Annotated in this window: 16 protein-coding genes; 10 read left to right on the top strand and 6 right to left on the bottom strand. The window is 65.0% G+C overall.

Going from position 1 to position 16,467, the window contains the following annotated elements:
* Positions 1-113: 113 nt before the first annotated feature.
* From BB28_RS15005 to hflX, 5 genes are all read left to right on the top strand, one after another.
* Positions 114-1,022: a DMT family transporter gene (locus BB28_RS15005; protein WP_046254079.1), complete on the top strand. Its 909-nt coding sequence runs from the start codon at positions 114-116 to the stop codon at positions 1,020-1,022.
* A gap of 4 nt (positions 1,023-1,026) precedes the next feature.
* The gene (locus BB28_RS15000) at positions 1,027-1,692 is read left to right on the top strand and encodes a class III extradiol ring-cleavage dioxygenase family protein (protein ID WP_046254078.1); all 666 of its coding nucleotides are present in this window, start codon (positions 1,027-1,029) and stop codon (positions 1,690-1,692) included.
* Positions 1,692-2,621, top strand: a complete 930-nt coding sequence (gene miaA, locus BB28_RS14995) for a tRNA (adenosine(37)-N6)-dimethylallyltransferase MiaA (protein ID WP_046254077.1) — start codon at positions 1,692-1,694, stop codon at positions 2,619-2,621. The genes BB28_RS15000 and miaA overlap by 1 nt, the downstream gene beginning before the upstream one ends.
* Positions 2,618-3,514 (top strand): diaminopimelate epimerase, encoded by an 897-nt coding sequence (gene dapF, locus BB28_RS14990; RefSeq protein ID WP_046254076.1) that lies wholly within the window; start codon positions 2,618-2,620, stop codon positions 3,512-3,514. The genes miaA and dapF overlap by 4 nt, the downstream gene beginning before the upstream one ends.
* Before the next feature lie 79 nt (positions 3,515-3,593).
* The gene (gene hflX, locus BB28_RS14985) at positions 3,594-4,994 is read left to right on the top strand and encodes a GTPase HflX (RefSeq protein WP_046254075.1); all 1,401 of its coding nucleotides are present in this window, start codon (positions 3,594-3,596) and stop codon (positions 4,992-4,994) included.
* Positions 4,995-4,999: 5 nt separating this feature from the next.
* On the opposite strand, the gene BB28_RS14980 is transcribed toward hflX, so the two are convergent.
* The gene (locus BB28_RS14980) at positions 5,000-7,291 is read right to left on the bottom strand and encodes a molybdopterin-dependent oxidoreductase (RefSeq protein WP_046254074.1); all 2,292 of its coding nucleotides are present in this window, start codon (positions 7,289-7,291) and stop codon (positions 5,000-5,002) included.
* Between the two features lie 110 nt (positions 7,292-7,401).
* On the opposite strand from BB28_RS14980, the gene BB28_RS14975 reads away from it, so the two are divergent.
* Both BB28_RS14975 and BB28_RS14970 read left to right on the top strand, forming a co-directional pair.
* Positions 7,402-8,556 (top strand): acyl-CoA dehydrogenase family protein, encoded by a 1,155-nt coding sequence (locus BB28_RS14975; protein WP_046255857.1) that lies wholly within the window; start codon positions 7,402-7,404, stop codon positions 8,554-8,556.
* A 6-nt stretch (positions 8,557-8,562) separates the two neighbouring features.
* Entirely contained in the window at positions 8,563-9,096 is a 534-nt protein-coding gene (locus BB28_RS14970; protein WP_046254073.1) for a GNAT family N-acetyltransferase, read from the top strand.
* Here BB28_RS14970 and lexA read toward each other — a convergent pair.
* Complete coding sequence (gene lexA / locus BB28_RS14965) at positions 9,093-9,767, bottom strand: transcriptional repressor LexA (protein WP_046254072.1); 675 nt, start codon at positions 9,765-9,767, stop codon at positions 9,093-9,095. The two genes, BB28_RS14970 and lexA, sit on opposite strands and share 4 nt — an antisense overlap.
* Positions 9,768-9,996: 229 nt before the next feature.
* Here lexA and BB28_RS14960 point away from each other — a divergent pair, with 229 nt between their 5' ends.
* A complete protein-coding gene (locus BB28_RS14960) occupies positions 9,997-10,506 on the top strand; it encodes a LysM peptidoglycan-binding domain-containing protein (protein WP_046254071.1) in 510 nt (169 codons plus the stop codon).
* A gap of 130 nt (positions 10,507-10,636) precedes the next feature.
* Positions 10,637-11,101 carry a transcriptional regulator NrdR gene (gene nrdR / locus BB28_RS14955; RefSeq protein WP_030093814.1) on the top strand — a complete coding sequence of 155 codons (465 nt, stop codon included), beginning with the start codon at positions 10,637-10,639 and terminating at the stop codon, positions 11,099-11,101.
* Positions 11,102-11,126: 25 nt separating this feature from the next.
* On the opposite strand, the gene BB28_RS14950 is transcribed toward nrdR, so the two are convergent.
* The 4 genes from BB28_RS14950 to sthA form a co-directional block, all read right to left on the bottom strand.
* Positions 11,127-11,810, bottom strand: coding sequence for a PhzF family phenazine biosynthesis protein (locus BB28_RS14950; protein WP_046254070.1), 684 nt, complete (start codon positions 11,808-11,810; stop codon positions 11,127-11,129).
* An 86-nt stretch (positions 11,811-11,896) separates the two neighbouring features.
* Complete coding sequence (locus BB28_RS14945; RefSeq protein ID WP_109550697.1) at positions 11,897-12,979, bottom strand: alpha/beta fold hydrolase; 1,083 nt, start codon at positions 12,977-12,979, stop codon at positions 11,897-11,899.
* Between the two features lie 54 nt (positions 12,980-13,033).
* Positions 13,034-14,017: a proteasome assembly chaperone family protein gene (locus BB28_RS14940; RefSeq protein ID WP_046254069.1), complete on the bottom strand. Its 984-nt coding sequence runs from the start codon at positions 14,015-14,017 to the stop codon at positions 13,034-13,036.
* Between the two features lie 136 nt (positions 14,018-14,153).
* Positions 14,154-15,605: a Si-specific NAD(P)(+) transhydrogenase gene (gene sthA, locus BB28_RS14935; RefSeq protein WP_046254068.1), complete on the bottom strand. Its 1,452-nt coding sequence runs from the start codon at positions 15,603-15,605 to the stop codon at positions 14,154-14,156.
* A gap of 124 nt (positions 15,606-15,729) precedes the next feature.
* On the opposite strand from sthA, the gene BB28_RS14930 reads away from it, so the two are divergent.
* Positions 15,730-16,464, top strand: a complete 735-nt coding sequence (locus BB28_RS14930) for a hypothetical protein (RefSeq protein WP_052740245.1) — start codon at positions 15,730-15,732, stop codon at positions 16,462-16,464.
* The last annotated feature ends 3 nt before the right edge of the window (positions 16,465-16,467 follow it).

Genomic DNA, 16,467 nt, shown 5'->3' with positions numbered 1-16,467 from the left:
CTACAATTGTTGCCGCGCAACACGGCGCCCTAAGCTCACTACACCGTTCATTCAAACAGGTGTCATCGCCGCACGGGCGAACATATGCCAGATGATTCCGCAAGGAGGCCGCGATGTCCCAGGCGGATATCGCGTCGGCACTCGCCGTCGGAGCCGCCGCGGCTGTCGCGTTCGGCGATGTCATCCACCAGCGCACCGCTCACGCCGTGCCCGCCGATGATATCGGCGCGTTGGGTCCCATCACCACGTTATTGCGGCATTGGCCCTGGTGGCTGGGCACGCTGATCAGCCTGGTGGGCTTCGGGCTGCAGGCTGCCGCGCTCGGTGTGGGCTCGGTTGTGCTGGTGCAGACGATCATGGTTTCCTCGTTGCTGTTCGCGCTGGTCATCGAGTCGCGGTGGGCCAAACGCAGGGTTACCGGATACCAGTGGGGAGCCGCGATTCTGCTTGCCGGCGCCATCTCCGTGGTGGTGTCGGTGGGCAACCCGGTGGCCGGCATGCCACATGCCACACCGCAGTTGTGGATACAGGTTGCCGCCGTCATCGGACCCGTCACGCTGCTGTGTCTGGAGGGCGCTCGGCGGTGGCCCGGGCCGCGTCGGGCGGTGCTGCTGGCGGTGGCGTCGGGGATCATGTGGGGACTGATGGCCGTTCTCACCAAAGGTGTTGTCGATTCGCTTGGCCACGGCATCGTCAGCCTGTTGATCAACCCAGAGAGCTACGCGCTGGCGGCCGTGGGCATTACCGGGGTGGCGCTCCAGCAGTCCGCCTTCCACGCCGGGACCTTGGTGGCCTCGCTACCCACGATGACGGTGACCGAGCCCGTGGTCGCCTCGTTGCTGGGCATCTTGGTACTGGGTGAATCGTTTCGCACCAATACCTTTGGCGCCATGATGCTCGTGTTCGCAGTGGTGATCATGGTTGCTGCGACGGCGGCACTGGCGCGCAGCGAGGCGGTCCTGCAGGCGCGGGTCAGTGAAACGACCGGAAATACGCCACCGACGACCCCGAAGGTTTCCTAACGCCGTGGCTCTTTCGATAGCGATCTGCCCGTCGACCCCGCTGCTGGTGCCTGAGCTGGGCGGAGCGGCTGCCCAGGAAACCGCCGAGCTGCGCGAGGCCGCCATCATCGCGGTGCGAAGTCTGCCCACACGGTGGATAGCTATTGGGGCAGGGGACGGACGGTATGGCAGCGAAGTATCGGGCACATTCGCCGGATACGGGGTTGACGTGCATGTTTCGCTGTCTTCGACGATCTCCGGACCCATCCAACTCCCACTGCCGGTGCTCATCGCCGGATGGCTGCGGGCGCAGGTGCCAGCCGCTGCGGTGGAGGCGCGACTGGTCTCGGGCATGGATGGCGCCGCCATCGGGCGGGCATTGCGCGACGAGATCCGCGCGATGCCGACGCCTCCGGGTGTGCTCGTCATCGCCGACGGCGCCAACACCCTCACCGACAAGGCGCCCGGGGGATACCGGCCCGAGTCCGGTGCCGCGCAGCAGGACCTTGTCGATGCGCTCACCCAGGGGGACACGGCCGCGTTGCACCGCGTATCGGATGTCATCACCGGGGGCTCCGCCTACCGGGTGCTTGGCGGATTGGTGGGGTCGGATCAGGTCCAAGCTCAGTGTCTCTACCAGGGCTCCCCGTACGGGGTCGGGTACTTCGCGGGCACCTGGCAGGTGTCGTGATGCGGCCCATTGCGGTCATCGGCCCCACGGCTACAGGCAAGTCGGCACTCGCATTGGATATCGCCGAGCGACTGGGTGGCGAGATCGTCAACGCCGACGCCATGCAGCTGTACCGCGGCATGGATATCGGCACGGCCAAGGTGCCTACGGCCGACCGCAGGGGCATTCCCCATCACATGCTCGATGTGCTCGAGGTGACCGAGACCGCCACCGTCGCGACCTATCAGCAGGAGGCCGTCGCGGCCATCGACACTTTGTTGGCGAGCGGGCATGTGCCCGTGATCGTCGGCGGATCGATGATGTACATCCAAGCGTTGCTTGATGATTGGGCGTTTCCGGCGACCGATGCTCAGGTGCGGGCCCGCTGGGAGCAGCGGCTGGCGGAGATCGGAGTCGCTGCGCTGCACGCCGAACTCGCCGTGCGCGACCCGGCGGCGGCGGCCATCATCTTGCCCACCGACGGGCGCCGCACGGTGCGGGCACTGGAGGTGATCGAGCTCACCGGGCAGCCGTTCGCGGCGTCGGCACCCACCATCGGGGCCCCGCGCTGGGACACCCTGATCGTCGGATTGGACTGGGAGACCTCGAAACTCGATGAGCGGATCGCGCGGCGTACCGACCTGATGTTCGAGCAGGGGTTTGTCGCCGAGGTCGAGCAGCTGCTCGACGCCGGATTGCGCGAGGGCGTGACCGCGTCACGGGCCATCGGATATGCCCAGGTGATCGCGGCTTTGGACGCCGGGGGAGGCTCCGATGATCTGTCGCAGGCGCGGGAACTGACGTTCATCGGCACCCGGCGCTACGTGCGTCGTCAGCGATCGTGGTTCGGTCGCGATCACCGCATCATGTGGCTCGCGGGCGACGGCGGCGATGCAGCGGCACTCTGCGGCGAAATTGAGTCGCGGTGGCGCCTATCCTCGAATACGTGAAGTTCACCAAGGGCCACGGCACCCAGAACGACTTCGTGGTGTTGCCCGACATCCACACCAAGCGGGATCTGACGGTGGCCGCCGTCCAGGCGTTATGCGATCGGCAACGCGGCCTGGGCGCCGATGGCGTGCTGCGCGTGACCACCGTGGGCGCTGCCCTCGAGGGTGGGGTGCTGGAGGAGAAGCCTGCCGGAGTGAGCAGCGAAGACTGGTTCATGGACTACCGCAATGCGGACGGTTCCGTCGCGGAGATGTGCGGTAACGGCGTGCGGGTATTCGCGCACTACCTGCGTTCGGTGGGGCTGGAACACCGGGACGAGTTCGTGGTCGCATCCCTTGCCGGGCCCCGGCCGGTACGTATCAACTCCTGGAGCCAGCTCACGGCCGATGTGACCGTCGACATGGGGCCGGTGAAGGAATTCGGCGCCGGCGAGGCAAGTGTTGGCGGTCGGCGGTTCTCCGGACTGGCCATCGACGTGGGCAATCCGCATCTGGCGTGTGTGGACCCGGATCTGACCGTTGAGGATCTCCGCATGCTCGACGTGGGTGCCCAGGTCAGCTTTGACGAGGTCCTGTTCCCCGACGGGGTGAACATCGAGGTGCTCACGGCCCCCGTGAACGGCACGGACGCTGCCGTCGGTGCGGTGCACATGCGGGTCCACGAGCGCGGTGTCGGTGAGACACGTTCCTGCGGAACGGGAACCGTGGCGGCCGCCTATGCGGCGCTGCGTCATCTCGGGCAGTCGACCGGCGAGATCGTCGTCAACATCCCGGGCGGACAGGTTCGGGTGACGGTCACCGCCGAGTCCAGCTTCCTGCGTGGGCCTTCGATGCTGTTGGCCGACGGCGAGATTTCCGACGAATGGTGGGGCGGCATTGGCTCCTGCGGATAATTCGGATGCGATCGATGAGCCACCGGTGGGAGCATCGGTGCGCGACGAGCGACTCGCGCGAAGAGTAGACAGCAGAGACATGAATTCGACGTCCTATCAGACACCCACCGATGGCGAACTCGCCCTCGAAGACCGCGCGGCACTCAAACGTGTGGCGGGGCTCTCCACCGAACTTGCCGACGTCACCGAGGTCGAGTACCGGCAGCTGCGCCTGGAACGGGTTGTGCTGGTGGGTGTCTGGACCGACGGGACCTCCCAGGAGGCCGACGCCAGCATGGCCGAACTCGCCGCGCTGGCCGAAACCGCAGGATCCGAGGTGCTCGAAGGTCTGATTCAACGTCGCCAAAAGCCTGATCCGGCAACGTATATCGGCTCTGGCAAGGCGATAGAGCTACGGGAGATCGTACTGGCCACCGGTGCCGACACCGTGATCTGCGACGGCGAGCTCAGCCCGGCGCAGCTGGTGGCCCTGGAGAAAGCGGTGAAGGTCAAGGTCATCGATCGCACCGCGCTGATTCTGGATATCTTCGCCCAACACGCCACCAGCCGCGAAGGCAAGGCGCAGGTGTCTTTGGCACAGATGGAATACATGCTGCCGCGACTGCGCGGCTGGGGTGAATCCATGTCTCGTCAGGCCGGTGGTCGCGCCGGAGGTGCCGGTGGCGGCGTGGGTACCCGCGGCCCCGGTGAGACGAAGATCGAGACCGATCGGCGCCGAATCCGTGAGCGCATGTCCAGGCTGCGTCGCGAGATCCGCGACATGAAGAAGGTGCGTGACACCAAGCGCAGCCGTCGGCTCGAAAGCGATGTGCCCTCGATCGCCATTGTCGGTTACACCAATGCCGGTAAGTCGAGCCTGCTGAATGCGATCACCGGAGCCGGGGTGCTGGTCCAGGACGCACTGTTCGCAACACTCGAACCGACAACGCGCCGCGGAACGTTCGACGACGGACGCGAATTCGTCATCACGGACACCGTCGGTTTCGTACGGCACCTACCCACCCAGTTGGTCGAGGCGTTCCGGTCCACTCTGGAGGAGGTGGCCGACGCCGACCTGCTTGTCCATGTGGTGGACGGCTCGGACGTGGCGCCGCTGGCCCAGATCGAAGCGGTGCGTGCGGTCATCAGCGACGTCGTCGCGGATCACGATTCGTCGGCGGCACCGGAGCTGTTGGTGATCAACAAGATCGACGCGGCCAGTGATCTTGCCCTGGCGCAGTTGCGTCGTGCGCTGCCCAAGGCGCTGTTCGTGTCGGCGCACACCGGCGACGGCGTTGCCACGCTGCGCGAGGCGCTCGCCGAGACGGTGCCCCGTGGAGATGTGCCCGTCGACGTGGTGGTCCCTTATGAGCGTGGTGATCTGGTGGCCCGGATCCATACCGACGGGCATGTGCAATCCACCGAGCACCTCGCGGCCGGCACACGGGTGATCGCGAGAGTGCCGCAGGCGCTGGCCGCCAGCCTGCTGGAACTGAAGTAGCGGTTCTAGTCGCGCTCGACAAGACGCGGCGGGATGTACGCACGCACGGGCGGCGGTGTGCCCTCGAACCGTTCGATCTGCACGAGCACGTGCTGACCGGTGCAGCCCTGAGCCAGCGACGAGGTGCCTGCGTCGTCGGTGAGTACGTTCGGGTTCCCGTGTGCGCAGGGCGAATCGGGGTCGGCCGGATCGATCGGATCGAACCATGCCCCGGTGGACAGCTGCACCACGTGGCGCCGCAAGCCCTCGTCGAGAACAGCGCCCGCCAGGCAGGTGCCCCGGTCGTTGAACACCCGCACCACGTCACCATCGGCGATACCGCGTTCGGTGGCGTCGGTCGGGTGTATGCGGATGGGTTCGCGTCCCCGAACCTTCGAGCGTTGGCTAGTGCCACCGAAATCGAGCTGGCTGTGCAGCCGCGTGCGGGGCTGGTTGGCGATGAGGTGTAGCGGGAAGCTTTGGGCGCGTTCTCCGTTCAGCCATTCGGTGGGCTCGTACCACTGTGGGTGGCCACCGCAGTCGGCGTATCCGAATCCGTCGATGGTTTCCGAGAAGATCTCGATGCGCCCGCTCGGGGTGTGCAGCGGGTGCGTGTCCGGGTTGTCCCGGAAATCGGACAGCAGAGTCAGGCCCGGATCGGTGGGCAGCTGCAGGTAGCCGCGCTCCCAGAACTCATCGAAAGATGGCACCGGGAAGTCCCGGGCCCCGGCCCATTCGGTGTACAGGTGGCGAAGCCACTGTGCGGCGGTGCGTCCCTCCGTGAATTGCCCGCCGAACCCGAGCCTGTCGGCCAGAGCCGAGAACGTCGTGTAGTCGTCGCGAGAGTTGGCGTATGGCGGCGCTGCGGCCTTCATGGCCACCAGCAGTGGGTCATTGCGGCTCCCGGAGAAGTCGTCGCGTTCCAGGCTGGTGGTGGACGGCACCACGATATCGGCGTGCTTGGCCATTGCCGTCCACACCGGATCGTGCACCACGACGGTGTCGACGCGCGCCAGGCCGCGGCGCAGCCGCGGCAGGTTCTGATGATGGTGGAATGGGTTGCCGCCTGCCCAGTAGACGCATTTGATGTCCGGCAGCGTGAGCGTTTGACCGTTGTAGGCCAGCGTCTCACCGGGCCGCAGGAGCAGCTCGCTGATGGCTGCCACCGGAATGAATGTCGTCACCGGGTTTGGCCCCTGCGGGAAGGTGGGCAGTGGGCAGTTGATCGGGGCCAGTCCGGCCTCGTTCATCGATCCATAACCGTGGCCGAAACCGCCTCCGGGAACACCGATCTGACCGAGCATGGCGGCCAGGGTGAGCCCCATCCAGGGCGCCTGCTCGCCGTGGCGTACTCGCTGTAGCGACCAGCTGACCGTGACCAGGGTGCGTCCGGCGGCCATGCGCCGTGCCAGTGTCCGCAGCTCGTCGGCTTCCAGATCGCTGATGCTCGCGGCCCATTCCGGGCTCTTGGGCACACCGTCGTCGAGGCCCAGCAGATAGCGTTCGAACCGCTCGTAGCCGGTGCAATAAGTGCTCAGGAACGTCAGGTCTGCGAGCCCCTCCACGGCCAGCACATGGGCCAGCGCGAGCATGACCGCGACATCGGTGCCGGGAACGGGCGCATGCCATTCGCATTCGCCGTCGATGTCATCGCGCAACGGACTGAACGAGACGATGCGGCCACCGCGGGCGCGGAACTTGTCGAGGGCGGCACGTGCCGGATGTGCGGTGGTGCCGCCATGGTTGACACCGGTGTTCTTCAAGGCGATTCCGCCGAATGACACCAACAGATCGGTGTTCTCGACGATGACATCCCATGACGTCGACCTCTTGAAGAGCCCATCGTGGGTGCCGACCACGTGCGGCATGATGACGCCGGTGGCGCCCAGGCTGTACGAATGGCGCGAAAAGGTGTACCCGCCGAGCAGTTTCAGGAACCGGTGCACCTGACTCTGAGCGTGATGGAATCGTCCCGCGCTGGCCCAGCCGTACGAGCCGCCGTAGATGGCTTCATTGCCGTGGGTATCGACGATGCGTCGTAGCTCATCGGCCAGTAGTTCGGTGAGCTCATCCCAGGACACCTCCACGTACTCGTCCGAGCCGCGGGCGGTACTGGGGCCGGGCCCGTCCCGCAGCCAGCCGCGCCGCACCGACGGCGCGGTTACCCGGGCCTGGTGGCGGATCGAACCGGGAATGTTCTGCAGCAGCGGGGAAGGGTCCAGATCCGTCGGGATGGGTGTGACACCGATCACTTCGCCGTCGCGGACCTCGGGCGTGAATGCACCCCAGTGGGTATGTGAAAGCGCCAGCCTGGTCACCCCAATCAGCCTAGGCTTTCTGTCCGTCGAAACCGGGTAGGCGAGTACCAACCGACCAGTGGGTTGGTATACATTCTGCCAAGTACGTAAATCCAAACCGGAAGGTGATCATGGCCGGCGCCGTTAAGTTCAAACGCACCATCTTCGAACCCGAGCACGAACTGTTCCGCGAGTCGTTCAAGACCTTCCTGGAACGGCATGCAGAGCCTTACCGGGAGGAGTGGGACGAGAACAAGATCGTCGACCGCTCGCTGTGGGTCGAGGCCGGCAAGCAGGGCTTTTTGGGCACTGACATGCCCGAGGAGTTCGGCGGCGGCGGACTCGTGGATTTCCGCTACAACGCCATCATCGGTGAAGAGATCACCAAGGCCCGTCAGTCGGGTATCGGCTTCACCCTGCACAACGATGTCGCGGGCCCGTACTTCAGGGATCTGGCCAACGACGAGCAGAAGGCCCGCTGGTTCCCGGGATTCTGTTCCGGTGAGCTGATCACGGCCATCGCCATGACCGAGCCGGGCACCGGTAGTGACCTGCAGGGCATCAAGACCCGCGCGGTCAAGGACGGCGATCATTACATTCTCAATGGCGCGAAGACCTTCATCACCAACGGCATCAATGCCGACCTGGTGATCGTGGTCGCACAGACCGACCCCGAGAAGGGTGCGCTGGGCTTCAGCCTCATCGTCGTAGAGCGCGGCATGGAGGGCTTTGAGCGCGGCCGCAAGCTCGACAAGATGGGCCTGGACGCGCAGGACACCGCTGAGCTGTCCTTCACCGATGTCCGGGTGCCCGCCGCCAACCTGCTGGGTGAAGAGGGCCAGGGCTTCGTTTACCTGATGCAGAACCTGCCGCAGGAGCGCATGTCGATCGCCGTCGTGGCCGCGGCTGCCATGGAAACCATGCTTGAGGCGACCATCGAGTACACGACCGAGCGCAAGGCGTTCGGCAAGCCGATCAAGAGCTTCCAGAACAGCCGCTTCCTGCTCGCCGAGCTCGCGACCGATGCCACGGTGATCCGGATCATGGTCGATGAGTTCATCACCTTGCTCAACAAGAAGGAGCTGACCGTCGAGCAGGCCGCGATGGCCAAGTGGTACAGCACCGAGAAGCAGGTTCACCTGATCGACCGCTGCCTGCAGCTGCACGGTGGTTACGGCTTCATGCGTGAATACCCGGTGGCACGTGCCTACATGGACTCTCGTATCCAGACGATCTATGGCGGAACCACCGAGATCATGAAGGAGATCATCGGGCGTTCGCTCTAGTCGCGGATGCGTATTCGTGACGCCACGGCCGCCGACGCGGCCGCGTGCGCAGCGATCTATGCGCCGTATGTCACCGACACGGCTATTTCGTTCGAGGAGGTGCCGCCGTCGGATGTCGTTCTTGCCGAACGCATCCAGACGGCGGCTCACCGCCATGCCTGGCTAGTCGCTGAGGACGCCGGAGAGATTCTCGGGTATGCCTATGCGGTGCCGTGGAAGTCGCGCACGGCCTATCAGTGGGCTTGCGAAGTGAGCGTGTATGTCGATGGTGCGCGCCGGCAGCGCGGAGCGGGTCGTCAGTTGTACGCGGCTCTGTTGGAGCGGTTGCGCTCCCTCGGCTATCGCACGGTGCTGGCCGTTGTCGTAGTGCCTAATCTGGCGAGCGAAAAACTACACCTGGCAATGGGATTCGAACAGGTGGCGCTGTATCGACGCATCGGTTACAAGCTGGGTAGCTGGCACGACGTGGCACACTTCCAGCTCTTCTTAACGTCCAGCGACGATGCTTCTGCGCCCGGGCCGCCGCCCGGGTCGGCCTAGACTTTGCGGATGACGGTGACGACCTTGCCGAGGATGGCGGCGTCGTTGCCGGGGATGGGCTCGAACAGCGGGTTGTGCGGCATCAGCCACACCTGACCCGTCGTCCGCTTGAATGTCTTGACGGTCGCCTCACCATCGATCATCGCTGCCACGATGTCGCCGTTGTCGGCGACGTTCTGCTGGCGGACCACCACCCAGTCGCCATCGCAGATCGCGGCGTCGATCATCGATTCGCCGACGACCTTGAGCAGGAACAGCGATCCCTCGCCGACGAGTTCGCGGGGGAGCGGGAACACATCCTCAACGGCCTCCTCGGCCAGGATGGGGCCACCGGCGGCGATCCGCCCCAGCACGGGCACGAACGTGGGCTCCGGCAGATCGCCCGAGCCCACCACGTCGGTGGTGGCCGATGGGGAGTGGGAATCATCGATTCCCCGAACATCAACGGCGCGTGGACGATTCGGATCACGCCGCAGGAAGCCCTTCTGTTCGAGGGTGCGTAGTTGATGGGCGACCGACGACGTCGAGGTAAGCCCGACGGCGTCTCCGATTTCGCGGATGCTCGGGGGGTAGCCCCGTTCATTCACCGATGCGCGGATGACCTCCAGGATGGTCCGCTGGCGCTCGGTCAGTGAACCGGTGGCGGGTCCCTTGCTGGGTGTATCGCTCATGGGCCCGAATCTAGACCTGTCGACGACATTTATCAAACATGTGTTCGATGCGTGTCGTCAAAGGTGGCCGGCGGCTCGATCAAATGGAGTGTCGGCGCTGGTCAGGGCCGCTTGTCGGTGGCGGATGCTACAAATCGATCACATGTTCGGACATCGAACACATGATCGAGTACATTCGAACATAAGAGCGAACGGGCTTACCGATCGACAGGACAGGAAGGGCATACAGATGAGCACAAACGTTCTCACCACGCCGCGTCTTCGCACCGCCGAGCACGCATCACGCGAGTGCGCCCCGCAGGCGCGCGCGTACAGCGCCCAATATCCGCTCACCCAGCGCCGGGCGCTGCCGGTGCGCACCGTCGCCTACCGGAGGCCTTCCGGCCGGCCAGTTGCCTACCGGGGTAACGGCATCCGAGTCTCGTCGGTGCCGCATCGGGTGCATCGTCGGAGCCCGGTGAGCCTTAAGGCCACCATCGTTGTCTCGGTGGGTGCCGCCGTGGCCACCATGTGGCTGTTGATGCTCGGCCAGGTCAGCGCCGCCGGAATCGGGGGAGTTGACGTGCCCGACCGCGTGGCGGTTGTCCAGGTCGCGCCCGGAGAGACCCTGGCTGATGTGGCCTCGCGTGTCGCACCGGGCGCGCCGCGCTCGGCGGTGGTGTCCAAGATCCGTGAACTCAATGAACTCGATTCGGCGACAGTGCAAGCCGGTCAGACACTTGTTTCTCCGGTCGGCTGATCGGCGAACGGGCGTGACCTTCGAACGTGCGGGAGCACGGGTATCCTCGACACCGGTCTGGGCGCGTTGCGCTGTGCGTCAGCTCACCCAGCCCAACGACTTGGAGTCCAGAACCGGCGAAGGAGCAGTAATGCACTGTCCGTTCTGCCGGCATCCAGACTCGCGTGTGGTCGATTCCCGTGAGGCGGATGAGGGTCAGGCGATACGGCGACGTCGATCGTGCCCGGAGTGCGGCCGTCGTTTCACCACCGTCGAGACCGCTGTGCTCGCTGTTGTGAAGCGCAGCGGTGTCACCGAGCCGTTCAGTCGCGACAAGGTCATCAAGGGCGTACGCCGTGCCTGTCAGGGTCGCGACGTCGACGACGACGCGCTGAATCTGCTTGCTCAGCAAGTCGAGGATGCCGTCAGGGCCGCCGGATCCCCGGAAATCCCCAGCAATGAGGTGGGCCTGGCCATCCTTGGCCCGCTTCGCGACCTGGACGAGGTCGCGTACCTGCGTTTCGCCTCGGTGTATCGCGGATTCAGCTCCGCCGAGGACTTCGAACGCGAGATCGCCGCATTGCGCGCGCACCGGGACGCGCCGACAGGGTCCTAGACCCAGATGGCGGTGCCGTGCGTCACTAGTCCAACGTCAGTGACTGATCGGCGACGACATGGCCACCGATAGTCACCCAGCCCTCCGGGCTCCATTGCGTGAGAATCTGTGAACCCTTGCCCTGATTGACGATCAGATCACGGCTCAACAGGTCGGTCATCCGTGCCGCCACCGAACCAGTTGCTTCGTCCTCGTTGACGCCCAGGTCGAACGCGAACACCCGCGATCGCACCAGACTCGCGTTACGGTCCTGCCACGCCCACACGCAGTGCAGTAACTCGTCGGCGTAGTCGGAGGGATCGGCAGCATCCACATCGCTGGGGGAGTCCAGCTCGTGGAAATCGGTCTCGGGTGACCACTCGGATCGGGCGCGTATCCACGTGCGGTCGTCGTAGCTCACCTGGAGCACGCCCGCGGGAACTTGGAGGGTGTTGACCGGTGTCCCGCGTTCACGCAGCCACCACGCCAATCCGACTGTCGGATGTCCGGCGAAGGGCAGCTCGGCGGCCGGGGTGAATATCCGCAGATGTGCGGTGTTCGATCCTTCGGCGGGAAGATCGACGAAAACTGTTTCGCTGAAACCCAACCGGGTGGCGACCTCCTGGCGTGCCGACGCTGCGACGTCGGCGCCATTGACGATCCCCAGGGGATTACCGAAGTTGCCTGTCTCGTCGGTGAATACGCGAACAACCGCGACATCAACACTCATGCGTCGACTCTACGTCGCGCGCGCGCCGCGCACCGGGGATACCCCGTGAACTGCGCAATCTTCCGGTACCGCTTCAGCTCTCGTGGCTAGGTGGCGCTGCGCTCGTCGGTGCCCATGGCGTCGAGCACCGCCATCCGGGTCCGTGCGGCCCCACTGATCGTGTGCTCGGTGATGCCGGTGCGCAACAGTCGGCGCAACTCATTCTCGTCGTATTCGGCGGGCTCGGTGGAGGCGATGAATTGGCGAACGATGCTGATGAAACGATCGGGGTCGTCGTGGAAGGGGAAATGCCCGGAGTGCTCGAAGATCTCTAGTGTCGAGCCGGGCATGGCCGCATGGGCGAAATGTCCGTGGCTAACCGGGATCACTAGGTCGTCGCTACCCCAAATCAACTGCACGGGAACGGACTCGGTCAAATAACATCGGTCCAGCATGGTGACCACCTGGCCGCGCCAATCCACCACGGCGCGCAACGTCCGGGTGAACGCGGCCGAGGCCCGGGGCTCGGGCAGGTCGGCGAGAACCCGCAGGACGTCGGGGATGTCGCGGCCCATTCCGGCCCGTCCCAACGTCGCGCCGGCTATTGCGCCGGTCAGCCGGATCATCGGCATGGCCAGCGGTAGTCTGAGCAGGCCGATCGCATCTCCGATGACGGGCATTGACGCACAACGCAATACGATGTTGACGTCTTTGGTCACCCCGCCCGGCGCGACCAGGATCAGGCGCTCTACCAGGTGGGGGAACTGGTAGGTGAACTGCATCGCAACGCCGCCGCCCAGCGAATGCCCGACGACGGTGACCCTTTCGATGTCCAGCACGGCCAGCAAGTCCCGCATGCCATTGGCGTAGGCCGCCACCGAGTAGTCGGCGCGTGGTTTATCCGACTGGCCGTGCCCCAGCAGATCCGGGGCGATCACAGTGAAATGCTCGGCGAGCTGCGCGTGCACGCTGTCCCATGTCGCGGAGTTGTCGCCGATACCGTGGATGAGCAGGAGTGCGGGTCCCGATCCCGCGATTCGAAAGGCGCGCCGGTACCCGTGGATGGTGCGGAACGCCATCCGCGGACGCGTCGATGCGTCGGTGGCCGATTCGGCATTGTCGCCGACATCAGCACCCTCGGTGTGCTCAGTATCCGGCACTGGATGCAGGAGCCGCGGCGGAGGATTCATGTCAAGTATTTTGACCCTTCGCCGCAAATTTGGCGCGGCGAGCGGACAACAGGCTTAGAGAACAGGCCCATCGCCGGACGGATCCTCGCCGAACTTGGCCTGTTCAGCGAGGAAACGCTCGAACTCTCCGGCCAGTTCGTCACCGCTGGGAAGCTCCTCGTCCCGTGCCAGCAACGAGCGATTCTCCTGCGCCGCGACGAAGGCGTCGTACTGGCGTTCCAGTGCCTGGACCACCTGAGCGACCTCTTCGCTGCCTTCCACCTGCTCGTTGATCTGGTTGCGCACCTTGCCGGCTGCCTCGGTAAGCGCCTGCAGATCCAGATCCAGATCGCCGGTCCTGGCGACTTCTTCCAGCAGGCGTTGCGAGGCCTCCGGGTAGTCGGTCTGTGCCAGGTAATGGGGAACGTGGACGGCGAAGCCGACCACATCGTGGCCGTGCTGGGCCAGACGGAACTCCAGCAGGTTGGAGGCGCTGCCCGGGACCTGGACCTCGTCGATCCAGCCCGGGTGCTCGTCGAGGGTCTTGCGGTCGTTTCCGTGTGCGGTCAGGGTGATCGGGCGGGTATGCGGTACCGCCATCGGAATCGCGCCCAGTCCAATGGTCTTGCGTACGCCGAGTTGATCGGCCAGCAGCCGGATCGCGGTGACGAAACGCTCCCACTTCAGATCTGGCTCAAGCCCGGCCAGCAGCAGGAACGGTGTGCCCTTGGTGTCTTTGAGCGCATACAGGTTGAGTTCGGGCGTGGCGTACTCGGTGAAGTGATCGCTCTTGAACGTCATCACCGGACGGCGAGACCGGTAGTCGAGCAGATCGTCGATGGCGAATGACGCGACCAACTCGCTTTCGAGCGTGTCACGCAGATGGGCGGCCGCCAGTTTCACGGCGTGACCGGAGTCGGAGAAGCCCTGCAACGCATGCACCAGAACCGGACCGCGCCCATCGGCGGATGCCAGCTGTGGGCCCGGGAATTCCAGCTCGTACATGCCACTCTGATCGGGTCTGTACGGCTGCTGCTCCCCGTCGTTACTGCTTGTCATGATTCGCCTCCCTTCGCGTCCTCGTCCCACCAGTGTCCCTTACCGGCAGGCAAACGGCGAATGTACCTATGGCCTCAACGGCCCAGGCGGGATGCAAATTCCGGATGCGGGCGGCATTCGCCCAGCGCGAAATCCTTCAGGCCTTGAACTGGTTGAGCGCGCGGATCTTGTTCATCACGTCGAGTGCCGCGACCTTGTAGGCCTCGGAGAACGTCGGGTAGTTGAAAACCGCGTCGACCAGGTATTCGACGGTGCCGCCGCAGCCCATCACCGCCTGTCCGATGTGGACCAGGTCGGTGGCATCGGAGCCGAAGATGTGCACGCCGAGCAGCCTGAGGTCCTCGGTGGAGACCAGCAGCTTGAGCATTCCGTAGGAATCTCCGGCGATCTGACCGCGCGCCAGCTCGCGATAACGCGAGACACCCACCTCGTAGGGAATCGCGTTCTTGGTGAGTTCAACTTCGGTGGCGCCCACATAGGACACTTCGGGGATCGAATAGATGCCGATCGGTTGCAGATCGGTCATGCCTTTGGAGGGCTCGCCAAACGCGTGGTAGGCCGCGAGGCGGCCCTGATCCATCGACGTGGCCGCCAGCGCGGGGAAGCCGATCACATCACCCACCGCGTAGATGTGGTCGACCTTGGTCTGAAAGTTCGCGTCAACCCAGATCCGGCCACGGTTGTCGGCCTCCAGCCCGGCCCGGGCGAGGTCGAGCTGATCTGTCTGCCCCTGTCGTCCCGCGGAGTACATCACGGTATCCGCGGGGATCTGTTTGCCGCTGGCCAATGTGGTCATGGTGCCCGAATCATTGACGTCGACGGCGGTGACCTCCTCGCCGAAACGGAAGGTCACGGCCAAGTCGCGCAGGTGAAAGCGAAGGGCCTCAACGACTTCGGGATCGCAGAAGTCCAGCATCGAGTCGCGTTTCTCCACCACGGTCACCTTGGTGCCCAGGGCGGCGAACATGGAGGCGTACTCGATTCCGATGACGCCCGCGCCGACCACCACCATGGATCCGGGGATGAAGCGCAGATCCAGGATGCCGTCCGAATCCAGGACGCGGCGTTCGTCGAACGCCACACCGGCGGGCCGGGCGGGCTTGGTGCCGGTGGCCAGCACGACGTACTCGGCATGCAGTGTGGTGCGCTCGCCCCGGGAGGGCTCTTCCACTACGACGGTGTGCTCATCGGCGAACCGTCCGATGCCGCTGATCAGGTCGATCCGATTGCGCAGGAGCTGGGAACGCACCACCTCGATTTCCTTACGGATGACGTGTTCGGTGCGGGCCAGCAGATCTTCGGGAGTGATGTTCGCTTTCACCCGGTAGCTCGCGCCATAGAGCTCGCGCTGGTTCATGCCGGTCAGGTAGAGGACGGCCTCACGCAGTGTCTTGGACGGAATGGTTCCGGTGTTGGTGCAAACACCGCCGAGCATGTTGTCGCGTTCGACCACGGCCACCGACTTGCCCAGCTTGGCCGCGGCGATGGCGGCCTTCTGGCCGCCGGGGCCCGATCCGATCACGACAAGGTCGTAGGTGGGGGTTTCTGCTGCCGTGGATGAGCCGCTTGCGCGAAGACCGTTGGTCATGGGTGTACTCAATACGCCGATTCGTCTAACCGTGCATGCCGTCCGTGTCACGGTGACATGAACAGTTGTCCCTACCGAATCTCGCGCGCGCCTCCGGGGGCCCGGGCCGTGCCGATGGCAGCATGTGACCGTGACGGCATCGCGGCTGGTAGCGACGATGGTCGTGGCTGGATGCTGCGCCGCGACATCGCCCGCATGCACGCGGGCAATCGACGGAACGCCCATGGAGTCATCCGCTGGCGCATCGTCCCCGTTGACCACCACCACCGCACCACTGCGGGCACCGGCAGGCCCGGTGGGGGCCCTCCTGCTGGCGCCGACGGACTTCCCGCATCAATATCCAGCCACCACGCTGGATCCTGGTGCCGCCGGTCTGGCGCTGCGCGACATCCGGGGCGTGCCCGATGCGGCTACCGTCGCCCCCACCACATGCACACCGGAACCCGTTCCCGCAGTGCCGCAGGACGCGGCGGTGGCGGTGGGCACCAACGAGTCCGACAATTCGACCATCACGGTGGCGGTACTTCGCGTGCCGCAACCGCTTGCCACCTACAAGACCCAACTGGAACGCTGTACTTCGTATACCTTCACCGACCCGGACCAGGTCACGAGCACGGTGACGGCCTCTCAGGCCGTGGCTCCGCCCATCAACGCCGATGATTCGGTGGCGGTCAACCAAACGGTGTCGCCGTCCGGGGCAGGCAACGGCACACAAACCACCCTGTCGCTCATCGCGCAGATTGCCGATGTTCGAATCCAGGCCACCTACATGACTTTTCAGGGCACCGAGCCCGATGCGGTGCTCCTGGATCAGGCCTTCACCGCGGCTGTACTCAAGGTGCACGACAGCTTCCACTGACAT

This window comes from Mycobacteroides chelonae CCUG 47445 (genome assembly GCF_001632805.1).
GTDB classification, from domain to species: domain Bacteria; phylum Actinomycetota; class Actinomycetes; order Mycobacteriales; family Mycobacteriaceae; genus Mycobacterium; species Mycobacterium chelonae.
Note: the sequence above shows the minus strand (reverse complement) of the source record. Positions and strands in the feature narration are given on the sequence as shown.